The 21,207-nt window shown below is 71.3% G+C and carries 21 protein-coding genes and 1 tRNA gene; 6 read left to right on the top strand and 16 right to left on the bottom strand.

What is annotated here, in order from left to right:
- Positions 1-529: 529 nt before the first annotated feature.
- Positions 530-601 (bottom strand) — tRNA-Gln (locus ABD978_RS21955).
- Between the two features lie 157 nt (positions 602-758).
- Here ABD978_RS21955 and ABD978_RS21950 point away from each other — a divergent pair.
- A complete protein-coding gene (locus ABD978_RS21950) occupies positions 759-1,901 on the top strand; it encodes an MFS transporter (protein ID WP_345357426.1) in 1,143 nt (380 codons plus the stop codon).
- A 75-nt stretch (positions 1,902-1,976) separates the two neighbouring features.
- On the opposite strand, the gene ABD978_RS21945 is transcribed toward ABD978_RS21950, so the two are convergent.
- From ABD978_RS21945 to ABD978_RS21915, 7 genes are all read right to left on the bottom strand, one after another.
- Positions 1,977-2,360, bottom strand: a complete 384-nt coding sequence (locus ABD978_RS21945) for a VOC family protein (RefSeq protein WP_345357423.1) — start codon at positions 2,358-2,360, stop codon at positions 1,977-1,979.
- A 135-nt stretch (positions 2,361-2,495) separates the two neighbouring features.
- Complete coding sequence (locus tag ABD978_RS21940; RefSeq protein WP_345357420.1) at positions 2,496-2,879, bottom strand: VOC family protein; 384 nt, start codon at positions 2,877-2,879, stop codon at positions 2,496-2,498.
- Between the two features lie 83 nt (positions 2,880-2,962).
- The gene (gene gltX / locus ABD978_RS21935) at positions 2,963-4,396 is read right to left on the bottom strand and encodes a glutamate--tRNA ligase (RefSeq protein ID WP_345357417.1); all 1,434 of its coding nucleotides are present in this window, start codon (positions 4,394-4,396) and stop codon (positions 2,963-2,965) included.
- Entirely contained in the window at positions 4,389-5,153 is a 765-nt protein-coding gene (locus ABD978_RS21930; protein WP_345357414.1) for a fumarylacetoacetate hydrolase family protein, read from the bottom strand. Before ABD978_RS21930 ends, gltX begins: the two co-directional genes overlap by 8 nt.
- 81 nt (positions 5,154-5,234) lie before the next feature.
- Positions 5,235-5,999: a cellulose binding domain-containing protein gene (locus ABD978_RS21925; RefSeq protein WP_345357411.1), complete on the bottom strand. Its 765-nt coding sequence runs from the start codon at positions 5,997-5,999 to the stop codon at positions 5,235-5,237.
- A gap of 108 nt (positions 6,000-6,107) precedes the next feature.
- Entirely contained in the window at positions 6,108-6,305 is a 198-nt protein-coding gene (locus tag ABD978_RS21920; RefSeq protein WP_345357408.1) for a hypothetical protein, read from the bottom strand.
- 8 nt (positions 6,306-6,313) lie between these two features.
- Positions 6,314-6,562, bottom strand: coding sequence for a hypothetical protein (locus tag ABD978_RS21915; RefSeq protein ID WP_345357405.1), 249 nt, complete (start codon positions 6,560-6,562; stop codon positions 6,314-6,316).
- Positions 6,563-7,039: 477 nt separating this feature from the next.
- On the opposite strand from ABD978_RS21915, the gene ABD978_RS21910 reads away from it, so the two are divergent.
- Positions 7,040-7,390: an antibiotic biosynthesis monooxygenase family protein gene (locus tag ABD978_RS21910; protein WP_345357402.1), complete on the top strand. Its 351-nt coding sequence runs from the start codon at positions 7,040-7,042 to the stop codon at positions 7,388-7,390.
- Positions 7,391-7,406: 16 nt separating this feature from the next.
- Here ABD978_RS21910 and cimA read toward each other — a convergent pair whose 3' ends face one another.
- Positions 7,407-8,978: a citramalate synthase gene (gene cimA / locus ABD978_RS21905; RefSeq protein WP_345357398.1), complete on the bottom strand. Its 1,572-nt coding sequence runs from the start codon at positions 8,976-8,978 to the stop codon at positions 7,407-7,409.
- Positions 8,979-9,255: 277 nt separating this feature from the next.
- Here cimA and ABD978_RS21900 point away from each other — a divergent pair, with 277 nt between their 5' ends.
- A complete protein-coding gene (locus tag ABD978_RS21900) occupies positions 9,256-9,402 on the top strand; it encodes a hypothetical protein (RefSeq protein ID WP_345357395.1) in 147 nt (48 codons plus the stop codon).
- Between the two features lie 45 nt (positions 9,403-9,447).
- Here ABD978_RS21900 and ABD978_RS21895 read toward each other — a convergent pair whose 3' ends face one another.
- The 3 genes from ABD978_RS21895 to ABD978_RS21885 form a co-directional block, all read right to left on the bottom strand.
- Positions 9,448-10,545 carry a branched-chain amino acid aminotransferase gene (locus ABD978_RS21895; RefSeq protein ID WP_345357392.1) on the bottom strand — a complete coding sequence of 366 codons (1,098 nt, stop codon included), beginning with the start codon at positions 10,543-10,545 and terminating at the stop codon, positions 9,448-9,450.
- Between the two features lie 148 nt (positions 10,546-10,693).
- A complete protein-coding gene (locus ABD978_RS21890) occupies positions 10,694-11,740 on the bottom strand; it encodes a 3-isopropylmalate dehydrogenase (RefSeq protein WP_345357390.1) in 1,047 nt (348 codons plus the stop codon).
- A 47-nt stretch (positions 11,741-11,787) separates the two neighbouring features.
- Entirely contained in the window at positions 11,788-13,017 is a 1,230-nt protein-coding gene (locus ABD978_RS21885; RefSeq protein ID WP_345357388.1) for an ROK family transcriptional regulator, read from the bottom strand.
- 139 nt (positions 13,018-13,156) lie between these two features.
- Here ABD978_RS21885 and ABD978_RS21880 point away from each other — a divergent pair, with 139 nt between their 5' ends.
- Together ABD978_RS21880 and ABD978_RS21875 are read left to right on the top strand one after the other, a co-directional pair.
- Positions 13,157-14,563: an APC family permease gene (locus ABD978_RS21880; protein WP_345357386.1), complete on the top strand. Its 1,407-nt coding sequence runs from the start codon at positions 13,157-13,159 to the stop codon at positions 14,561-14,563.
- Positions 14,560-15,456 carry an ROK family protein gene (locus ABD978_RS21875; protein WP_345357384.1) on the top strand — a complete coding sequence of 299 codons (897 nt, stop codon included), beginning with the start codon at positions 14,560-14,562 and terminating at the stop codon, positions 15,454-15,456. Before ABD978_RS21880 ends, ABD978_RS21875 begins: the two co-directional genes overlap by 4 nt.
- A gap of 580 nt (positions 15,457-16,036) precedes the next feature.
- Here ABD978_RS21875 and serA read toward each other — a convergent pair.
- On the bottom strand, positions 16,037-17,620 hold the full coding sequence (gene serA / locus ABD978_RS21870) for a phosphoglycerate dehydrogenase (protein WP_345357382.1): 1,584 nt from the start codon (positions 17,618-17,620) through the stop codon (positions 16,037-16,039).
- A gap of 236 nt (positions 17,621-17,856) precedes the next feature.
- Here serA and ABD978_RS21865 point away from each other — a divergent pair, with 236 nt between their 5' ends.
- Positions 17,857-18,531 carry a hypothetical protein gene (locus ABD978_RS21865; protein WP_345357379.1) on the top strand — a complete coding sequence of 225 codons (675 nt, stop codon included), beginning with the start codon at positions 17,857-17,859 and terminating at the stop codon, positions 18,529-18,531.
- A 59-nt stretch (positions 18,532-18,590) separates the two neighbouring features.
- Here the strand turns inward: ABD978_RS21865 and ABD978_RS21860 are convergent, their stop codons facing one another.
- The 3 genes from ABD978_RS21860 to ilvC form a co-directional block, all read right to left on the bottom strand.
- On the bottom strand, positions 18,591-19,217 hold the full coding sequence (locus tag ABD978_RS21860; protein ID WP_345357376.1) for a thymidylate synthase: 627 nt from the start codon (positions 19,215-19,217) through the stop codon (positions 18,591-18,593).
- 1 nt (position 19,218) lies between these two features.
- Complete coding sequence (locus tag ABD978_RS21855) at positions 19,219-19,917, bottom strand: hypothetical protein (RefSeq protein WP_345357373.1); 699 nt, start codon at positions 19,915-19,917, stop codon at positions 19,219-19,221.
- A gap of 306 nt (positions 19,918-20,223) precedes the next feature.
- Positions 20,224-21,207, bottom strand: coding sequence for a ketol-acid reductoisomerase (gene ilvC, locus ABD978_RS21850; RefSeq protein ID WP_345357520.1), 984 nt, complete (start codon positions 21,205-21,207; stop codon positions 20,224-20,226).

The raw sequence follows: 21,207 nt of genomic DNA, 5'->3' as shown, positions 1-21,207 counted from the left end.
GCGCGTCAAGGACGGTGTATCCGTCGCGCTGGAGCCGGGAGGCCACGGGAGCGAGGCTCGAAGCGCCCGCCCAGGCCCCGTGGATCAGGACGATAGTGGGCTTGGCGGCAGCGAGCCGGTAGGCGGAGTGTCCGAGAGCCGCGTCGGCGAAGGCGCGCAAGACCTTCCTGCGCAACGCCCGCGCCGTCGCGGGGCTGCCGTAGCAGGGCTTGCTCAGGGTACTCTCGCCGTCACACAGACGGCTCCGCCACCGCATGACCGATGCCGCTCATCGGCGCCTGGCCGGAGTGTGGAACAGCTCCCCGAACGGTCGGGGCAAGACGGTCTCGGTGGGTGTGCCCATCGCGGAGGCCTGAGCCAGGACGCACCCGCCGGCTTGCGGGGCGTCATGCAAGCCCGGTCCGCCGAGTCAGGTTGCGGGGATCGATTTCACCAGCGGCGACCCGACAAGATCGTTCTGTTTCTCAGTGAGCCGTGGGAACAGAAAAGGCGGGGTCTCCGTGAGACTCCCGCCCTGTTCAGGTACTTGCTGGGGTACCAGGACTCGAACCTAGACTAACTGAACCAGAATCAGTCGTGCTGCCGATTACACCATACCCCACTGGCCTGCGGATCTTCCGATCTCCAGCGCCTCAGGAAGTTTAGCGGACCTTCGCGGTGCTCGCGAACGCGATCCGGCGCGGCGGGCTCCGCGACGGGTCCGGCGGGGGCGAGATGCCCCTTCTGCCGGAGAGCGTACGGCGCGGATAATCTCCGATGTGGATCGAACGGGCGGGTTGACGCGCGACACCGCGACCTGGGTGCTGTACGCCGTGTTGAGCTGTATGAGCTTCCTGCTCAACGGGATGGGAGCGGTGCTGGCGCCGCTGCAGAAGGACCTCGGAGTGGACCGGGCGCAGGTGGCCTTCTACCCCACGCTGTTCGCGGCGGGGCTGCTCCTGATCGGTCTGGTGGGCGGTCCCATCGTCGGCCGCCTCGGCCGGGCGGTGACGCTCCGCGTGTCGATCGGGGGCATGATCGCGGGCGGGTTGCTGCTGGCCACGCCCGTACGGTCGTTGACCATGGCCGGCGCGCTGCTCCTCGGGATCGGCGGGGCGCTGCTCATTCAGCTGATCCCCGCGCTGCTGGGCGCGCTGCACCCGCATGCCCCGGCCGCCGCGGTCGGCGAGGCCAACGGGCTGGCGAGCGCCGCGTCCGTGCTGGCGCCGCTGGCGGTGGCCGGGGCGCTCGCCGCCGGGCTCGGCTGGCGGGCCGGCTATCTGGTGGCTCCGCTGGTGCTGATGGCCATCGTGGCGGCGCTGTCGTGGAACGTACCAATGCCGAACGCGGCCGACGCTTCGGACGACGCGCCGACGGGCTCCGGAGCGGCGCTGATCGGGCCGTGGATCGAAGTCCTGCTCGCGGTCAGCGTGGAGTTCTGCATGGTCTTCTGGGCGGCCTCGGCGGTGGGCGACTGGCACCACGCCTCGGCGGGCCTCGCCCCGGCGGTCGCGGCGCTGTTCCTGGTCGGCATGGCCACCGGCCGCTCCTTCGCCGTTCCGATCACCCGGCGGGTGCGCAGGCACCGGAGTCTGCTGCTCGGCTGCACGGCCGTCGCCGCGGCCGGGTTCGCGCTGTTCTGGGCCGCCCCGACGCTGCCGCTGGCGGGCGCCGGGCTCGCCGTCGCGGGGCTGGGCGTCGCGCTGCTCTACCCGACCACCGTGAGCCGTACGGTCGCCGCCTGGCCGCACGCGCCGGACAAGGCGGCGGCGCGGGCGGCCATGGCCTCCGGGCTGGCGATCGGCGGCGCGCCCTTCCTCCTCGCGCGGCTCTCCGACACGGTCAGCCTCCGCACGGCCTACCTGATCGTCCCCGCACTGCTGATCGCCCTGGTGACCCGCACGCTCACGTCTCGCCACTAAGGAGCGCCGCTCAACGCCGAGGATTTCGGTCGTTCTGGCGACTGAAATCTGAGGCGCAAGGGGCCGGCAGGGCTCCTAGGCGCCGGGCACGTACAGGCAAAAAGGGTGGGCGGCCGGGTCCAGGCAGACGCGTACGTGCTGCTGGGGTTGGTGCTCCGCCAGGACCGCGCCCTCCGCGAGGGCGTGGGCGACGGCGGCGTCGAGATCGTCGACCTCGATGTCCAGGTGGGCCATCATCTGCTGGCGGCCCGGGTCGGCCGGCCAGGACGGCCGCTGGTAGTCCGGCTCCGTCTGGAAGGACAGGCCGGCCCCGCCGCCGGGCGCGGCCAGCACCACCCACTCGGGCTCGTCCTCCACGGCCTCCCAGCCGAGCAGCCGCCGGTAGAAGTCGGCGAGTTTCCGCGCGTCGGGCGAGTCGAGGACGACTCCGGTCAGCCTCAGCCGTGGCCTGTCGCTCATGGCACTCCTCGTGTCGGGCCGGTGGCCGGCCCGGGGCGGGGGCGATGATCAGGGCGAGACCGTCATGCCCCACCGGTGGTGAGCCATTCCGCCGCCGTCGGCTCGTGCCCGGCGGGTGTCACGCCGTCCACGGGGTCAGGAGCCGGGTAGGGCCAGGCAGAACGGGTGGCCGGCGGGGTCGAGGCAGACGAGGGCGCGCTCCTGGGGCTGGTGCTCCGCGAGGACGGCGCCCTTCGCGAGCGCGTACGCGACCGCGGCGCCCAGGTCGTGCACCCGGATGTCCAGGTGGGCCATCATCTGCTGATGGTCCGGCTCGGCCGGCCAGGTCGGTGGGACGTACTCCTTGGCGGTCTGGAAGGACACGCTCGGGCCGCCGCCGGGCGGGGCCAGCTTGACCCACTCGGGATCGTCGTGCACGGTCTCCCAGCCCAGCAGCCGCCGGTAGAAGTCGGCGAGCTCACGGGCGTCGGGCGCGTCCAGGACGAAGCCGATCAACGACAACTCGGGCCGGTCGCTCATGGCACTCCTCGATCGGGCCCGGGACCGGGCCTTCGGGCGTGGACGGTCGTGGCGAGACCGTCCATGCCCGGTGAGGAGTCCGGCTATGCCGCCGTGAGCCGGTCGAGTGCCGCCCGTACGCGGGCGAGCGTGCGGTCCCGGCCGATGATCTGAAGCGACTCGAACAGCGGCAGGCCGACCGTACGGCCCGTCACGGCGACGCGGATCGGGGCCTGCGCCTTGCCGAGCTTCAGGCCGTGGCGGGCGCCGATCTCCTCGGCCCGCGCCTTGAGCTCCTCGGCCGTCCACTCCGCGTCCTGGAACGCCTCGAGGGCGCCCCGGAGGATGTCCGCGGCGGGCTCCTTCATCGCCTTGTTCCAGGACGCCTCGTCGATCACCGGCTCGTCGAGGAACGCGAAGTCGACCATCGCCGTGATCTCCGACAGCACCGCGACGCGCGTCTGGGCCAGCGGCGCGAGCCGGGCGAACACCGCCGGGTCGTACTGCTCGGGCGACCACGGGGCGTACGGCTCGCGGAGCCACGGCGCGCACCGCTCGGTGAACTCCTCGACCGGCAGCGCCCGGATGTACTCGCCGTTGAACGCGCGGAGCTTCTTGACGTCGAAGAAGGCCGGCGACGGGTTGACGTCCTCCAGCCGGAACTCCTCCTCGACCACGCTCCACGGGACGATCTCGCGGTCGCCGGACGGCGCCCAGCCCAGCAGCATGAGGTAGTTGCGCATGGCCTCGGCGAGGAAGCCCTCGGCCTGGTAGTCCTCCAGCGCGACCTTGTCCCGGCGCTTGGAGAGCTTCTGCCGCTTCTCGTTCACGACGACCGGCACGTGCGCCCAGATCGGCGGCTGCTCGCCGAGCGCCTCCCACAGCAACTGCTGCTTCGGCGTGTTGGACAGGTGCTCCTCGGCCCGGATGACGTGCGTGATGCCCTGGACCATGTCGTCGACGACGTTGGCGAGCATGAACAGCACCGAGCCGTCGCCGCGGGCGATGACGAAGTCCTCGATCGTGGCGTTCTCGAACGTCGGCTTGTCGCGGATCAGGTCGACGACCGTGGTCGTGCCCTCGTCCGGGGTGCGGAAGCGCAGCGCCCGCCCGGGGCCGGGCTCGAGGCCGCGGTCGCGGCAGTGGCCGTCGTAGCCGCGGTACGAGTCGCCGGTCCGCGCGATCACGTCGTCGCGCGTGCAGTCGCAGAAGTACGCGCGGCCGGCCGCGCGCAGCCGCTCGACGGCCTCGCGGTGCTTGTCGGCGTTGGTCGACTGGAAGAACGGCCCTTCGTACTGATCCTCGTCGATGCCGAGCCAGGCGAGGGCGCGGATGATCCCCTCGGTCCACTCCGGGCGGTTGCGGGAGGCGTCGGTGTCCTCGATGCGCAGCACGAGCGCGCCGCCGTGCTGGCGGGCGAACACCCAGTTGTGCAGCGCCGAACGCGCTCCCCCGACGTGGAACATGCCGGTCGGCGACGGCGCGAACCGGACTCTGACGGTGCCGGAGGCGTGCTCCGGGGAAGAAGGGTCAGTCACGGGACACCACTGTATTGCTGAGCGTGCCGATGTTCTCGATCGCCACGGACACCTCGTCGTCGACCTGCAGCGGCCCCACGCCCTCGGGCGTGCCGGTGAGGATGACGTCGCCGGGCAGGAGGGTCATGACCTGGCTGACGTACTCGATCAGCTCCGGGACGCCGTGCAGCAGTTGCTTGGTGCGGGACGACTGCTTGGTCTCGCCGTTCACCGTGGTGGTGATGGCCAGGTCCGACGGGTCGAGGTCCGTCTCGATCCAGGGGCCGAGCGGGCAGAACGTGTCGAAGCCCTTCCCCCGCGTCCACTGCCCGTCGCGCTGCTGCAGGTCGCGCGCGGTGACGTCGTTGGCACAGGTGTAGCCGAGGATGACGTCCGCGGCCCGCGCCGCGGGAACGTCGCGGCAGAGCCGGCCGATGACGACGGCGAGCTCGCCTTCGTAGTCGACCCGCTCGGACAGGCTCGGGTAGGAGATCGTCTCGCGGTGGCCGATCACCGCGGTGGACGGCTTCATGAAGATGACCGGCTCGGCGGGCGGTTCGCCGCCCATCTCACGGGCGTGCTCGGCGTAGTTCTTGCCGATCGCGACGACCTTGCTCGGCAGGATCGGCGCCGTCAACCGCACGTCGGCCAGGGGCTGGCGTTCCCCGGTGAGCTGGATCTCACCGAACGGGTGGGCGGCGATGGTGGCGATGGTCTCGTCGTCCTCGACCACGCCGAAGGACAGGCCGCCGTCTTTGGTGAACCTCGCGATACGCACGATACGAGGCTATCGACACCACGGCAGTGCGACCGCCCCCGCCCTCGGTCCGACCAGGCCCGGTCACCGGGGAGCGGCTGCTCAGCCGGCGACGAACGCGCAGGGCGCCCCGTTGAGACGGCAGTCGGTCGGCATGGACGGCGAGCCGGAGCCACCGAAGCGAACCTGCAGCGTCGCTCCGGGCGCGATCGGCGGCGACGTCGTCTTCCCGGTGAGGACCGTCTCCGTTCCCCTCCGCTGCAGCACGGCGTCCCACGTGTTGCGGATGTCGGCGCCCGGATAGGTGAAGGACAGCGTCCAGGACGGCATCGGCCGGTCCCCGTGGTTGGCGATCGTGACGGTGCCCTCGAAGTAGCCCGCGTCGCGTTCGACGGTGCGGTAGGCGACCTGCGCGGCCGGGGCGGCCGTGCTCGGATTCGACGAGGGCACGCACGGCAGGTGCCGGCAGGGGGTGGTCGCCGGCTGATCGGGATCGTCGGCCGACGTGCCGGACACGGTCAGGAGGGCCACGACGGCCACCAGCAGGACGCCGACGACGGCCGCGGCGATCAGGCCGAGTCGGCGCGGGACCCGGCGGCCCGGCCGCGAAGGACCCGCCGGTCGCCGCGGTCCGCCCGGTAGGACGGGGACGCTCTGCTCCACGGTCGGCGGCGCGCCGTACGGGGGCGGCGGGATGGAGACGCGCTCCTGTACGGTCACCGGCGCGGCGGGCGGGGCCGACGGCGGCTCGGGCGCCGGCACGACCTGGACGTCGGTCGCCGGTATGGGCCGCGCGGGGCGCTGAATCTCCTCGGTCGTCCGCAGGTGCGGAAGAACCTCCTCGCCGTCCCTGTCACCCATCGCCATGACACCTCCCTCTCCTCATGGATTTCGACGATCGGCGGGCCGGGTTGGTTCAGTACGCGCGAGCGCCCGCGCGGTCGGGTTCCGCGCGGGCGCTCGCCGGTTCATCGGTTACGAGGACTCGAGCGGCCGGTCGAGGGCCCGGCAGGCGGCGAGCCGCTGCTGCCGGTCCAGCATCGCCGTGATCGACCGGACGGCGTCAGGCCGCCGGCGGCCGGCGTCCGCCAGCCAGTGGCCGGCCTCGGCGATCAGCCGTAGCTCGGCGTCGCGGTCGTACCGCAGCGAGTTCGTACGTCGCTTGGGAAGCATGCGACCTCCTAATCGCCGATGATCTTGTCGAAGAACATGAAAGCGCTGGCGAAGGCGACTCCTCCCGCCGCCACCGACGCCGCCGGCCGGTGCTCACCGATGAAGGTGAGCACGCCGGCGAGCACGGCGATGACGACGGCGTACAGGGCGATCAGCCCCGTCCGCGGCGAGAAGTGCGAGCCGCGCGGAGCCGCCGATTCACCGGGCTCCGTCGCCTCGTTCCTCTGGCCACCGCGGCCGAAGACACGTACAGTCATGGCTGTCTGAACCTCCATAAAGTTCGGACTTTCCGAAGTCGACGGCCTCCTGTTGCAGCAGGGGGCCGTCGCTTTTTTCCGCGGCGACGACCCTGGCCGTACGGGGAGAGTGTGGCGCTTAATGACCTTCGTCCGCCACCGATTCTCCAACCTCGGGTGACTTTCCCGTGTCCCGAAGGTCTCTTCACGAAGACGCTAACGGAAGGGCGATCATCTCACCTGCGGCGATCCACCGGAAACGAAATTAGATTCCGAACGGTTCCTTCGCTCAGAGCGATCGCCCATTGCGATCATGATACGGACCTACAAAGAGGCGGAACCCCGACATACCGCCGATCCGACCGCCCCATTCGGGCGTTCATTTGCACGTGCAGAAGCACGTTCTAATTTCCGGCAGGTGCGCCGCACGGACGACACGCCGGGCCTTCGGAGGCCCCCTGGCGCGGGCCGGCGGGCACTCCGAGAGAGGATCTCCCCATGAGCGTCGTGAAGATCAACGTACTGACCGTGCCGGAGCCGATGCGGGAGGAGCTGGAGCGCCGGTTCGCCGGTCGCGCCGGGCTGGTCGAGGAGGCCGACGGATTCGAGGGCTTCGAGCTGCTGCGCCCGGTCGAGGGGACCGACCGGTATCTCGTCTACACGCGCTGGCGCAGCGAAGAGGACTTCCAGCGCTGGACGGAGAGCCGCGCGTTCACGGAGGGACACGCCCAGGCCGCGGCGGAGCGCGGAGAAGGACACGGGCATGGGCACGGGCACGGCGGCCCGGCCGCGAGCGGTTCCGAGCTCTGGTCCTTCGAGATCGTCGAGCGGGCCACGCCGAAGGAGTGACCCGCCCGGCCGCGCGTCAGGAGGCGGTGTACCCCGCGCGGAGGAGGCAGTAGGTCACCGACTCCGCGAGGGCCTCCCACGAGGCGGCGATGACGTTGTCCTCGACGCCGACGGTGCCCCACTCGCCCGAGGCGTCGCTGGACTCGATGAGCACCCGGGTACGCGCGTCCGTGCCGTGCGCGCCCTCCAGGATCCGCACCTTGTAGTCGACGAGCTCCAGAGCGGACAGCTCCGGGTAGATCCGCTCCAGGGCCAGCCGCAGGGCGCGGTCGAGGGCGTTGACCGGGCCGTTGCCCTCGCCCGTGGCGACGATCCGCTCCCCCTTGGCGTGCAGTTTGACGGTCGCCTCGCTCACCATGACGCCGTCCGGCCGGCGCTCGACGATCGTGCGCCAGGACTCGACGTCGAAGTAGCGGGTGCGCTCTCCGTCGAGCTCCTCGCGGAGCAGGAGTTCGAACGACGCGTCCGCCGCCTCGAAGGTGTAGCCGGCCGACTCGAGCTCCTTGACCCGCTCCACCACCTCCCGCGCCTTGTCGCCGCTCAGCTCGTACCCCAGCTCCCGGCCCTTGAGCTCCACCGACGCCCGGCCCGCCATGCTGGAGATCAGCATGCGCATGTCGTTGCCGACCAGCTCCGGGTCGATGTGCTGGTACAGCATCGGGTCGACCTTGACCGCCGAGGCGTGCAGCCCCGCCTTGTGGGCGAACGCCGACATGCCGACGTACGGCTGCTGGGAGCTGGGCGCGACGTTGGTCACCTCGGAGACCGCGTGCGCGATCCGTGTCATCTCCCGCAGCTCGACGCCGAGGTCGTACCCCCGCTTGAGCTGGAGGTTGCCGACGACCGTGAAGAGGTTCGCGTTGCCGCTGCGCTCGCCGTACCCGTTGGCGCAGCCCTGGACGTGCGTGACGCCGGCGCGTACGGCCGCGAGGGTGTTGGCCACGGCGCAGCCGCTGTCGTCGTGGCAGTGGATGCCCAGCCGCGCCCCGGACCCCGCGACCTCGGCGACGACGTCGGCCAGCTCGTCGGGCAGCATCCCGCCGTTGGTGTCGCACAGGGCGATGACGTCCGCGCCCGCCTCGGCGGCGGTACGCACGACCTCCAGGGCGTAGGCGGGGTTGGACCGGTAGCCGTCGAAGAAGTGCTCGGCGTCGAGGAAGACCCTCTGGCCCTCCGCACGCAGGTGGGAGACCGTGTCGCGGATCATCGCGAGGTTCTCTTCCAGCGTCGTGCGGAGGGCCAGCTCGACGTGCCGGTCGTGGCTCTTGGCGACAAGGGTCACGACCGGCGCGCCGGACTCGCGCAGCGCGGCCACCAGAGGGTCGTCGGCGGCCTTCGCGCCGGCCCGGCGGGTCGCGCCGAACGCGGCGAGCTGCGCGTGCTTGAGATCGAGTTCGGTCCGGGCGAGCCGGAAGAACTCGGTGTCCTTGGGGTTGGCCCCGGGCCAGCCGCCCTCGATGAATCCGACGCCCAGCTCGTCGAGGCGGCGCGCGATGATCAGCTTGTCCGCCACGGTGAGGTTGAGGCCCTCCTGCTGGGCCCCGTCGCGCAACGTCGTGTCGTAGACGTGGAAGCCGTCATCACGCATGGGTCGTATCCCCTTGGTAGTCCCGATGGTGCGCCGACGCCGTAAAACAAAATGACCCCTCACGGGACGTGAGAGGTCTGCGCGCCGGCGTAATGCTCGTCTAGGTGCCGGCGCGCCAGCCGATAATGATCAGGCTGCTGCGCATGATGACACCGAGTTTGCCACACCCCCGCCGCGACGGACACATCCGTCTCACTCCCCGAGACGCAGCCCGCTCACCAGCGAATTCACCTTACCCGCATCTTCCAATGCGCGTGGGAGCGTCCCGCTCTACCTGGTGGTCGACGCCTTCGCGGGGAAGGCCCGGCTGCTCAGCCGCCCGGGCAAGGACGGGTACGCGCAGGAACTGGACGTCAGGCTCGGTGAGCCGCTGCTCCTGCCGGAGCCGTGGGACCTGACCCTCGACACCGGCCGGCTGACGTGAGCGAGGGCGCGCCTCGTGAGGCGCGCCCTCGCAACGATGTCCGGGTCAGGCGATCTTGTGGATCCAGCCGTACGGGTCGGGACGGTCGCCGTACTGGATGCCGACGAGTTCCTCACGGAGCCGCATGGTGACCGGGCCGGGCTCGCCGGAGCCGATCAGCCACTCGCCCTTGGCGCTCTTGACCCGGCCGACCGGAGTGATCACCGCGGCGGTGCCGCAGGCGAACACCTCGGTCAGCTCGCCGGAGGCGTTGCCCTCGCGCCACTGGTCGGTGGAGATGCGGCTCTCGGCGGCCGGGACGCCGAGGTCGGGGGCGAGCTTGAGCAGCGAGTCCCGGGTGATGCCGGGCAGGAGCGTGCCGGTCAGCGAGGGCGTCATGACGCGGGCGTCCGCACCGGAGCCGTAGACGAAGAAGAGGTTCATGCCGCCCATCTCCTCGACCCAGCGGTGCTCGTTGGCGTCGAGCCACACGACCTGGTCGCAGCCCTCCTTGACGGCCTGGGCCTGGGCGACGAACGCGGCGGCGTAGTTGCCGCCGCACTTGGCCGCGCCGGTGCCGCCGGGGGCGGCCCGGGTGTACTCCTCCGAGAGCCAGACCGAGACCGGCTTGATCCCGCCGGTGAAGTACGCGGCCGAGGGCGAGGCGATGACGATGAACAGGTAGGACGACGAGGGACTGTTCACGCCGAGGCCACGCTGGGTGGCGATGATGAAGGGCCGCAGGTAGAGGCTGTGCCCCTCCCGGGTCGGGACCCAGTCACGGTCGGCGTCGACGAGCAGTTCGAGGGAGCGGACGAACGTCTCCTCGGGAACCGGCGGCATCGCCATCCGCTCGCAGGAGGCGTTGAAGCGGGCGGCGTTGGCGTACGGGCGGAAGGCGACGATCGACCCGTCGGCCCGGCGGTAGGCCTTCAGACCCTCGAACAGCTCCTGGGCGTAGTGGAACACCGCCGTCGCCGGGTCGAGCGTCAGCGGCGCGTACGCCTCGAGGCGCGCGTCGTGCCAGCCGTGCTCCGCGTCCCACCGGATCGTGATCATGTGGTCCGTGAAGATCTGGCCGAAGCCCGGGTTCTCCAGCAGTCGTTCGCGCTCGTCCGCCGGCGTGCGGTGGTCGGAGAGCCGGATGTCGAACTCGATGCTCATCTGAGGTCCTCTCGCGGTACGGCCTCGTCGCCGCTCCGTACCCATTGTCGCCTTATGTCGCGTTCATGTCTCCTTACCGCACGGCAGCCCAAAACGGGCGCGCCGTGGGGCGCGCCCGGAGGGTTTTCCTTATGGGGAAAGGCGCGCCCTAGCCGGCTACTCGCTCGGCGATGTCGTCGCCCGCTTCGCGGGTGGAGCGCGCGGCCCAGGCGCCCTGGCGCTCGATGAGGTCGTCGGCGACGGCCTGCTCGACCTTGCGGGCCTCCTCGGTCAGGCCGAGGTGGTCCAGGAGCAGTGCGACGGAGAGGATCGTGGCGGTCGGGTCGGCCTTGCTCTGACCCGCGATGTCGGGGGCGCTGCCGTGAACGGGCTCGAACATGCTCGGGGCCGCGCCGGTCGGGTTGATGTTGCCGCTGGCGGCCAGCCCGATGCCACCGGCCACCGCCGCGCCCAGGTCGGTGATGATGTCGCCGAACAGGTTGTCGGTGACGATCACGTCGAAGCGCTCGGGCTGGCTGACGAAGAACATCGTGGCGGCGTCGACGTGGGAGTAGTCGACCTCGATGTCGGGGTACTCGGCGGCCACGGCGTCGACCGTACGCGACCAGAGGTCGCCCGCGTAGACCAGCACGTTGTTCTTGTGCACGAGGGTGAGCTTCTTGCGCGGGCGGCGGGCCGCCTGCTCGAACGCGTAGCGCACGACGCGCTCCACGCCGAACGCCGTGTTGAGGCTCTCCTGTGTCGCGACCTCGTGCGGCGTGCCCTTGCGGAGGACGCCGCCGGCGCCGGCGTACGGCCCCTCGGTGCCCTCCCGGACGACCAGCATGTCGATGTCCTCGGGCCGGGTGTCGGCGAGGGGCGTCTCGACGCCCGGGTAGAGCCGGACCGGCCGCAGGTTGACGAAGTGGTCGAGCTCGAACCGCAGGCGCAGCAGCAGGCCGCGCTCCAGCACGCCGCTCGGCACGCTCGGGTCGCCGACGGCTCCCAGCAGGATCGCGTCGTGCTGCCGGATCTCCTCCAGCACGGAGTCGGGGAGCGTCTCGCCGGTCTTGTGCCAGCGGGCCGCGCCCAGGTCGTACGCCGTCTGCTCGATCTTCAGGCCGAGCGCGCCGAGGACCTTGAGCCCCTCGGCGACGACCTCGGGGCCGATGCCGTCGCCCGGAACGACGGCCAGCCGGATGCTGCGGGAAGCCATGCACGTACCTTAGCGGTTCGTCTCACCTCATGAGAACTCGTCTCAAACTATGGGCGATTCGCACGTCCTGGGACGTCGCCCGCGCCGGCGATGGCCCGGTCGAACACCAGCGCGCGGGCGGTCGCCAGCCCGGTCGCCAGCGCGCCCAGGACGACGGCGTCGTCGCCCAGCGGCGACACCTCGACGCGCGGCGCCCCCAGCGGGGTCATCGTCTCCAGCCGGTCGCGGACCTCGTCGAGGAGGACGTCGGCGCCGTGGCCGCCGATCCCGCCGCCGAGGACGATGAGCTCGGGGTCGAGCAGCGCGACCACGCCGGCCAGCGCGTGCGCGACGTGGTCGGCCTCCCGCGCCACCGCGCGCACCGCGACCGGATCGCCGTCGCGGGCCTCGTCGAAGACGCGCTTGGCGGTGATCTCGCCGGTGATGCCCAGCCGCCGCGCCGTGGCGACCACCGCGGGCGCGGAGGCGACCGACTCCAGCATGCCGTGCCGCCGGGAGTCCGCGGCCTGCGCGAGGGGGTCGGTCTCCCCCATCGGCAGGAACGCGATCTCCCCGGCCGCGCCGCGCGAGCCGCGGTAGAGCCGGCCGTCGACGATGATCCCCATCCCGATGCCGGTGCCGATCGACACGTAGACGAAGTGCCGCAGGTCGGCGCCGAGGCCGTAGCCCTGCTCGCCGAGCGCGGCCAGGGCGATGTCGTTCTCGATCGCGAACGGCGCGGGCAGCCGCTCGGCGAGCTTCGCGGTGACGCCCGGCTCGTTCCAGCCGGGAATGTTCGGGGCGAGGTGCAGGCGTTCGTTGTCCAGGTCGTACACGCCCGGCGTGCCGAGCACGATGTTGGTGATCTGCCCGCCGGACGCCGCGGCGAGGGTGTCGACGATCTCCGCGAGCTGGTCGATCAGCTCGCCCGCGTCGCCGGAGCGCGCGGAGACGTCCTCCCGTACGGCGATCTCCCCGCCGAGGTCGACCAGGGCGGCGCGCACCCACTGCCGGCCGACGTCCAGGCCGATCACCCAGCCGGCCTCGGGGCGGATCTCGTACAGCAGCGCGGCCCGCCCCGCGTTGCCGGTCCGGTGCCCCACCGGGCGCACGAGCGCCGCCCGCTCCAGGTCGGCGAGGGCCAGCGAGATCGTGGGCTTGGACAGTCCGGTCGCCTCGGCCAGCTGCGGTCGTGAGACCGGGCCGAGCAGGCGGATCCGTTCGTACACGGCCCGCTCGTTCATGATGCGCAACACGCTCGTGGTGTTGGCCGTCTCCCCGCCGCTGGGCACCGTCATCCTCTCCCCGTAGGCTGCTGCACAGAGTCTCCCATGCCCCCTCGGGCTTGATTTGTTAGGGAGCCTCTCTTACATTCTCTGAGACGTCGCTCACCAGCGAGAAGGCGGAACACGCGCCACGAAAGGGAGTGGGGAGCCCATGTCGTCTCCCACAGCGCCGGGGTTCGAACGACGCCTCGGACTGTTCCAGGCCACCACCGTCAACATGACTCAGATGTGCGGCATCGGGCCGTTCCTCACCATCCCCGCCATGATCAGTGCCCTGCAGGGCCCGCAGGCCATGTTCGGCTGGCTGATCGGCGCGATCATCGTGGTCGCGGACGGCCTCGTGTGGGCCGAGCTCGGCGCGTCGATGCCCGGCGCCGGCGGCACGTACCTCTATCTCCGTGAGGCGTTCCAGTACCGCACGGGCCGGCTGATGCCGTTCCTCTTCGTGTGGTCGGCGGTGCTGTTCATCCCGTTGATCATGTCGACCGGGGCGATCGGCGTGGTGCAGTACGCCGGCTACCTGTGGCCCGCGCTCGTCCACGGCAACGGGCTGTCGGGCCTCGGCCACGTCTTCGCGGTCGGCGTGGTCGTGCTCGTCGTCCTGGCGCTGTACCGCCGGATCGGCGACATCGGCCGCCTGACCTCGGTCTTCTTCGTCGTCATGCTGGTCACGGTGCTCGGCGTGATCGTCGCGGCGTTCACCCACTTCCACGGCAGCGTGGCCTTCGGCTTCCCGCACGACGCGGGCTCGAAGTTCTTCAGCGGGCTCGGCGCGGGCCTGGTCATCGCGGTCTACGACTACCTCGGCTACAACACCAGCGCCTACCTCGGCGCGGAGGTGCGCGACCCGGGCCGCGTCATCCCGCGCTCGATCGTCTACGCGATCCTCGGCATCATGGGGCTGTACTTCCTGCTCCAGGTCGGCGTGCTCGGCGTCGTGCCGTGGCAGGAGGCCAAGGAGTCCAGCTCGGTCGCGTCACTGGTGTTGGAACGCTCTTGGGGCAAGGGCGTCGCCCAGGTGTTCACGATCGGCATCATCATCACGGGTTTCGCGTCCGTGTTCGCCGGGCTGCTCGGCGGCTCGCGGGTGCCGTTCAACGCGGCGCGCGACAAGGTGTTCCTGCCGTGGTTCGGGCGGCTGCACCCGCGCCTGCACTTCCCGACCGCCGGCCTGTACGCGATGGGCGTCATCACCGCGATCGGCTCGCTCTTCACCCTCACCGATGTGATCAGCATGCTCACGACGGCGTTCGTGCTCGTTCAGTCGGTGGCGCAGATCGTCGCGCTCACCGTGCTGCGGCGGCGTCAGCCGAACCTGCCCCGCCCCTACAAGATGTGGCTCTACCCGCTGCCGAGCATCGTCGCGCTGGCCGGCTGGATCTACATCTACCAGGCCGCCGGGCTCAAGCCGATCCTGCTCTCGCTGGGCTGGCTCGCCCTGGGCGTCGTCGCCTACCTGATCTGGGCCCGCGCCGAGGGGACCTGGCCGTTCGGGCCGAAGGAGATCCGGGAGTCCTTCGTCGAGGCCGCCGAGCCTCAGGGGCAGGCCGCCGCATGACGATGGGGGAAACGTCGGTCGGCGAGTTCGTGCTCGGGATCGACTTCGGGGGAACGAAGGTGGCGCTCGCGACGGCGAGCGTCACCGGAGACCGGCTGCGCGGCACCCGCCTGCCGACACGCGCGGCCGACGGCGCCAAGGAGGTGGTGCGCCGCGTTCTGGACGCGGCGCACGGCCTCATCGCCGAGACGCCCGGCCGCCTCGTCGCGGCCGGCGTGTCGACGTTCGGGGTGATCCGCGAGGGCCGGGTCCGTCTGGCGCCGAACGTGCCGGGCTGGGATGACCTGCCGCTGCCCGCCCTGCTCCGGGACGGGCTCGGCGTGCCGGCCGTGCGCGTCGACAACGACGTGAACGCCGCGGCCGCCGCGGAGCTGCGCTGGGGACGGCTCCAGGGCGCCGACGTGGGCCTCTACGTCAACTTCGGCACCGGGACCGGCGCGGCGCTCGTGGTCGGCGGCCGGGTGGTGCCCGGCACGCACGGCGCGGCCGGTGAGATCGGTTACCTGCTGCGCGACCCGGCCGAACCGGGGTACGCGGACGGGCGCGCGCCGCTGGAGGAGTACACCTCCGGGAGCGGCCTGGCCGCCCGCGGCTCCGCGCTGCTCGGCGAGCAGGTCACGGCCGAGGGGCTGTTCGCCCGGCGCGACGAGCCGGCGGTGGCGGCGCTGCTCGACGACGCCGCCGCGGCGATCGGGATGGCGGTCGCCAACCTGACGACCTTCCTCGACCCACAGCGCGTCGTCGTCGGCGGTGGGATGGCCGAGGCGTTCCTGCCGGCCGTACGGGCGGCGGTCGACCGGGCCGTGCCCTTCCCGCCGCCGGTCGAGGCCGCGCGCTTCGTCGACGACGCCGCGTTGATCGGTGCCGTCGCGCTCGGCCTCCAGGCGACCTGACGGAGCGACGCTCCGCCGCGGACACGAGTGCGGGCGCGTGCGGTTCCGTCGAGGACACAGGTACGGGTCCGTCGCGGACACGGGTACGGGCGCGTGCGGGTCCGTCGAGGCACCGCACGTGAGAAGGGCGAGGGCCTGTCTCGAAGTCCCCGTCCGTGGGAGGACGGTGGGGCTTTGAGATCAGACCCTAGCGACCGGCGGCGCCGCCGTTGTCGCGGCGGTCCAGCGCGGTCTGCACGGCTCTGGCCGCCTCTTCGGCGGCGTCGTCGGCGGGGGTCCAGGCGGAAGTGGCGTCCATGGGATTCGTCTCCGTGAAGATGGTCATCAGGGCGAACGGATCAGGTGGGACTCACGGCCAGCGGCGAACTCCGCGGCGGGTCGCCGGCCTGCCCGAAGATCAGGCCCCGCCGCGGCAGCGAATGATGAGTACGCAGCGCCGCATGACCTTCTCGACGCTACCCGCTGCGCCCCGCCCTGTCTCGGGTCGCGGCCAGGAATCTCACATCTCAAGACACGTTGCCGGGCGATCCCCTGCCACCTGCAGACTCTTCCGCCCCTCCCCTGACGATGGATCTCCCTTCTAAAGATCGACCCGGCGGCCCTGGTCGGCGCCGATCTCCTCGGCGATCGCGTCGACGAGCTCGGGGGCCAGCGCGGAGTCGACGGTCAGCGCGATCAGCGCCCGGCCGCCCTTCTCGTGCCGGCCCACCTGCATCCCGGCGATGTTGACGCCCGCGTCGCCGAGCAGGCGGCCCACCACGCCGACCATCCCGGGCCGGTCGGTGTAGGTGAAGAAGCCCATGTGCGCCGCCGGGGCGATCTCCATGGCGTAGCCGTTGACCTCGACGATCCGCTCCACGTGCCGCGGCCCGGTCAGCGTGCCGGACACCGAGACGACCGCGCCGTCGGGCATCGTGCCGCGGACCGCCAGGAGGTTGCGCCAGTCCGGGCTGTCCGCGCTGGTGGTCAGCGTCACCTCGACGCCGCGGGCGCGGGACAGGAGGGGCGCGTTGACGTACGTCACCGCCTCCTCGACGACGTCGGTGAACGCGCCCTTCAGCGCGGCCAGCTCCAGCACCTTCACGTCATGGGCGGTGATCTCCCCGCGTACGTCGACCTCGACGCGCACGGGCAGCCCGCCGGCGAGCGCGGTGAAGATCCGCCCGAGCTTCTCCGCGAGCGGCAGCGCCGGCTTGACGTCCTCCGCGACGACGCCGCCGCGTACGTTCACCGCGTCCGGCACGAACTCGCCGGCGAGCGCCAGCCGGACCGACCGCGCCACCTGCGTGCCGGCCTTCTCCTGCGCCTCGTGCGTGCTCGCCCCCAGGTGCGGGGTGACCACGAGGTTGTCGTGCTGGAAGAGGGGGCTGTCCGTGCACGGCTCGGTGCCGAACACGTCGAGGCCCGCGCCCGCGACACGCCCCTCCTTCAGCGCGAGGTCGAGGGCGTCCTCGTCGATGATGCCCCCGCGCGCGGCGTTGACGATCCGCACCGACGGCTTGACCAGCCGCAGCTCCCGGTCGCCGAGCAGGCCCAGCGTCTCGGGGGTCTTCGGCAGGTGCACGGTGATGAAGTCGCTGGCGCGCAGCAGTTCGTCGAGCGGGACGAGCCGCGCGCCGAACTGCGCCGCCTGGGCCGCCTGGACGTACGGGTCGTAGGCGATCACCTGCATGCCGAACGCGGCGAGCCGCTGCGCGACGAGCACGCCGATGCGGCCCAGCCCGAGCACGCCGAGCGTCTTGTCCTGCAGTTCGACGCCGGTGTAGGCGGCGCGCCGCCACTCGCCGCGCTTCAGCGAGGAGTGGGCCTGCGGGACGTTCCGGGCGGTGGCCAGCAGCAGCGCGATCGCGTGCTCGGCGGCGGTCACGATGTTGGAGGTCGGCGCGTTCACGACCATGACGCCGGCCCTGGTCGCCGCCTCGACGTCGACGTTGTCGAGGCCGACCCCTGCGCGGGCGACGACGCGGAGCCGGGGCGCGGCGGCGAACACCGGCGCGTCGACCGTCGTCGCGCTGCGGACGATCAGCGCGTCCGCGTCCGCCACCGCGGCGAGCAGCGCGCCGCGGTCGGCGCCGTCGACGTGGCGGATCTCGAAGTCCGGCTCCAGCAGCGCCAGACCCGCGGGCGAGAGCTGTTCGGCGATGAGGACCACCGGTCTTGTCATGAGACCTCCTTCGTCGGCCTCATGACCACGGTGCTGTGCCCGCTCGGTCACGGCACGACCCCCTACGTGTGGCTGCACGGCGTGGGGGCATGCGTCCGCCGGAGCGCGCGCGGCGTGACCTCGCCCTACACGATGGTAATTACAGGCGGTGAACACGCCAGTGGGATCGGGCCAATACCTGGTCCCGTGGCCAGGATCGGCCCATGGGGTACCCCCCACGCACTAGTGTCGGGCGTATGGCTAATGGAAACCCGAAGCTGGCCGACGTGCTCGCTCAGCGCGGTGAACCTGAGGAGATCCTGCGCTCGCTCGTCGACGGCGGGGTCCTCATCGTGACGAACCCCGACGGCTCGGTCCTGGTGGGGCAGCTCGAGGACGAGAGCGTCGCGCTCGCCGCCTTCACCCGCCCGGAGGCGTACAGCGAGAAGTCCGACAGTGAGGAGTTCCAGCACGCCGACGCGGCCCTGCTGCTGGAGATCGCCCGCAGCGGCGAGGTCCAGGCGATGGTGATCGACCCGGAGAGCGACGACGCCGCGCTCATCCCGTTCAGCGACATCCAGGGCTACCTCGTCACCCAGGGCATGGGCGTCGACGAGGACGTCGAGGTGGCGTTCCGCGCCAGCGAGCACGAGCTGGTCGCGCCCCTGAAGACGGGCGTCGCCGAGCGGCTGGCGGACTACCCCGCGGTCGAGCGGGTCTGGATCTCCGACGTCCGGATGCCGAGCGGCGTGGAGGGCATCATGCTGCACGTCGTGCTCTCCGAGGGCGCCGACCCGCAGCTGGCCAACGAGCTGCTGCAGGCGATCATGGAGAAGCTGCCGAGCAGCGACGTTCCCGTGTTCGCCCACGTCGCCGACGCCGAGAGCGAGGAGTTCCTCGCCGAGATGAACGCCGACGTCGTCCGGCGCTGACCGATCGCTCGCCGGGAGCAGGCCGCGGGGCCGCGCACGGGGTCCCGTCGGCGGCGCGGTCAGGCCACGCTGCGCATCGCGGTACGGGCCAGGACGGCGGTGACCGCGCCGGTGTCGGCGATGTACACGTGCGGCACGTCGACGAAGACCCGCATCGTCCCCGCGGGAAGGCCGACCGCCCCGGCCACTTCGAGCTGCACCGCGCGCAGCGGCAGGTAGTTCAGGTAGCTCGTGTAGGCGTTCTGCGAGCGGAACGTCGCGGTCATCGAGACGCGCGAGGACCGCACGCGGAACGCCAGGGCGGCGAGGCACGGCACGGCGTCCTGCCGCTCGCCGGGGACCGTCAGGGAGATCCATCCGCTCTTCGTCCACGGACGGGACCGCAGCAGCTCGATCACCCAGTCGATCTGGTCGACGCCGAGCGCGTCGCGCAGCCGCGCGCCGTAGCTGTACTTGAACGGCGGCACGACGTCCGTTCTGGTGAACTTCGCCGTGTAGCGGGCGACGGCCTCCGTGTCGCCGTACGCGCGGACGATCGGATCGTCCCAGCCGAGCGTCGCTATCTCGAACAGCCGGGGTGGCGCCTCGATGACCGGGCCGCGGTCGTCGAGGTCGGCCACCCCCGTCGTCCAGACGTGCCGCATGAGGCCGATCCACGCCTCTCCGCACGTGTGCCAGCGTTCCACCTCAGGACTCCACCGACGGGAAGCCGTACGGGTTGGCCGGGCCCTGGCGCCGCCGGGCCGCGCCGAGACGGACGTGGTAGATGAGGAACAGCAGCGTGGCGGTGACCGCGATCCAGATCGTCACGACGATCGCGGTCGGCCGCGCGCCCGACAGTCCGAGCAGCCCGATCGAGATGTACGCCGCGTCGACGACCGCGAGCCCGATGGCGGTGAGGCCGGAGCTCGACGTCGGCGCGAACGCCTCCGGGTAGGCGGGGTCCACCGGCAGGTTAGGCGCCCAGCCGACCTGGCTGAAGTGGTCGCGGAGCTCCTCGACGTACAGCAGCCGGAAGTTGTTGACCGCGCGCGCCGTGCGCAGGTGCCGGGACGTCGCCTCGATCAGGCGGAGGTACGGCAGGACGCCCATCGCCCCGAAGATCGCCGTGAGTGCGAAGACGTACGGCGGGATGCGATGCCAGGACGTCAGCGCGGCCGGGTCGAGGACCTTGGCGCTCGCCAGTGCGACGACCGCGGCGAACGGCGCGGCCAGCAGGCTCATCGCGAACCGGAGCATCTTCAGCCGCTCGTCCGAGGCTGCGAGGTAGACCTGGTAGATGCCGCCGAAGTCGGTGGCAAGGAGGGGAATGAAGTCGGTCGGGTCGATGTCGGCCCGGCGTACGTGAAGTTCGGTCTTGGGAGATCCTAAAGATGTCTTACGCATGAGCCCGTCCCGCTCTCGCGCCTCACGGCACGGCTCCGGGCAACCATGCCACCGGAGTCGAAACCGCCCATTTCGCCGCCCTCAGTATCCTCCTTCCCGCCACCGGTCTGCGCCGGAATCACGTTGAGGCGCGTCCTGAATCGGCATTCGTAGCACTGACTTACAAAGTGCTATTGACCACCCGCGAGGCTCCGGCGGTTGCCGAGTTTCGAACCCCTCGAACGACGTCGCCCCGGCGCGTGCGGAAGCACGCGCCGGGGCGAGGATCGGCCGTCGAGGCTCAGGCCGCGAGCTCAGTCCTGCAGCTCAGTCCTGGATCCAGGACATCATCGGGCGGAGCTTGGCGCCGGTCTGCTCGATCGGGGAGTTCTGCTCCTCCTCGCGGCGCTTGAGGAAGTTCGGCCGGCCGGCGTCGAACTCCTCCACGAGCTCCCGGGTGAAGGTGCCGTCCTGGATCTCCTTGAGGATCTTGCGCATCTCCTCGCGGGTCTGGTCGGTGATGATGCGCGGGCCGCGGGTGTAGTCACCGAACTCCGCGGTGTCCGAGATCGACCAGCGCATCTTGGACAGGCCGCCCTCGTACATGAGGTCGACGATCAGCTTCATCTCGTGCAGGCACTCGAAGTAGGCGGCCTCGGGCTGGTACCCGGCCTCGACGAGGGTCTGGAAGCCCGCCTTGATGAGCTCGGACACGCCGCCGCAGAGCACGGCCTGCTCGCCGAACAGGTCGGTCTCGGTCTCCTCGGTGAAGGTCGTCTTCAGCGCGCCCGGCCGGGTGCCGCCGATGGCCTTCGCGTAGGAGAGGGTGAGCGGCCAGGCGTTGCCGCTGGCGTCGCGCTCGACGGCGACGAGCACCGGCACGCCGCGGCCCTCGGTGTACTGGCGGCGCACGAGGTGGCCCGGGCCCTTGGGCGCGACCATGGCCACGTCGACGCCCTCCGGCGGCTCGATGAGGCCGTAGCGGATGTTCAGGCCGTGCCCGAAGAAGAGGGCGTCGCCCTCGACGAGCGACGGCGCGATCGCGTCGGCGTACACCTGCCGCTGCAGGTGGTCCGGGATCAGCACCATCGTGAGGTCGGCCTCCTCACAGGCCTCCTCGGGCGTGACGACGCGCAGGCCGTCGTTCTCGGCCTTCTCCCGGCTCTTGGAGTCCTTCGGCAGGCCGACGCGGACGTCCACACCGGAGTCGCGGAGCGACAGCGCGTGCGCGTGTCCCTGGCTGCCGTACCCGAGCACCGCGACGTGGCGGTCCTGGATGACGCTCAGGTCGGCGTCGTTGTCGTAGAAGAT

Source organism: Actinoallomurus liliacearum (assembly GCF_039542035.1).
In the GTDB taxonomy this organism is placed as follows: domain Bacteria; phylum Actinomycetota; class Actinomycetes; order Streptosporangiales; family Streptosporangiaceae; genus Actinoallomurus; species Actinoallomurus liliacearum.
The sequence above is the reverse complement of the archived record's forward strand: the minus strand, read 5'-3'. Positions and strand labels throughout refer to the sequence as shown.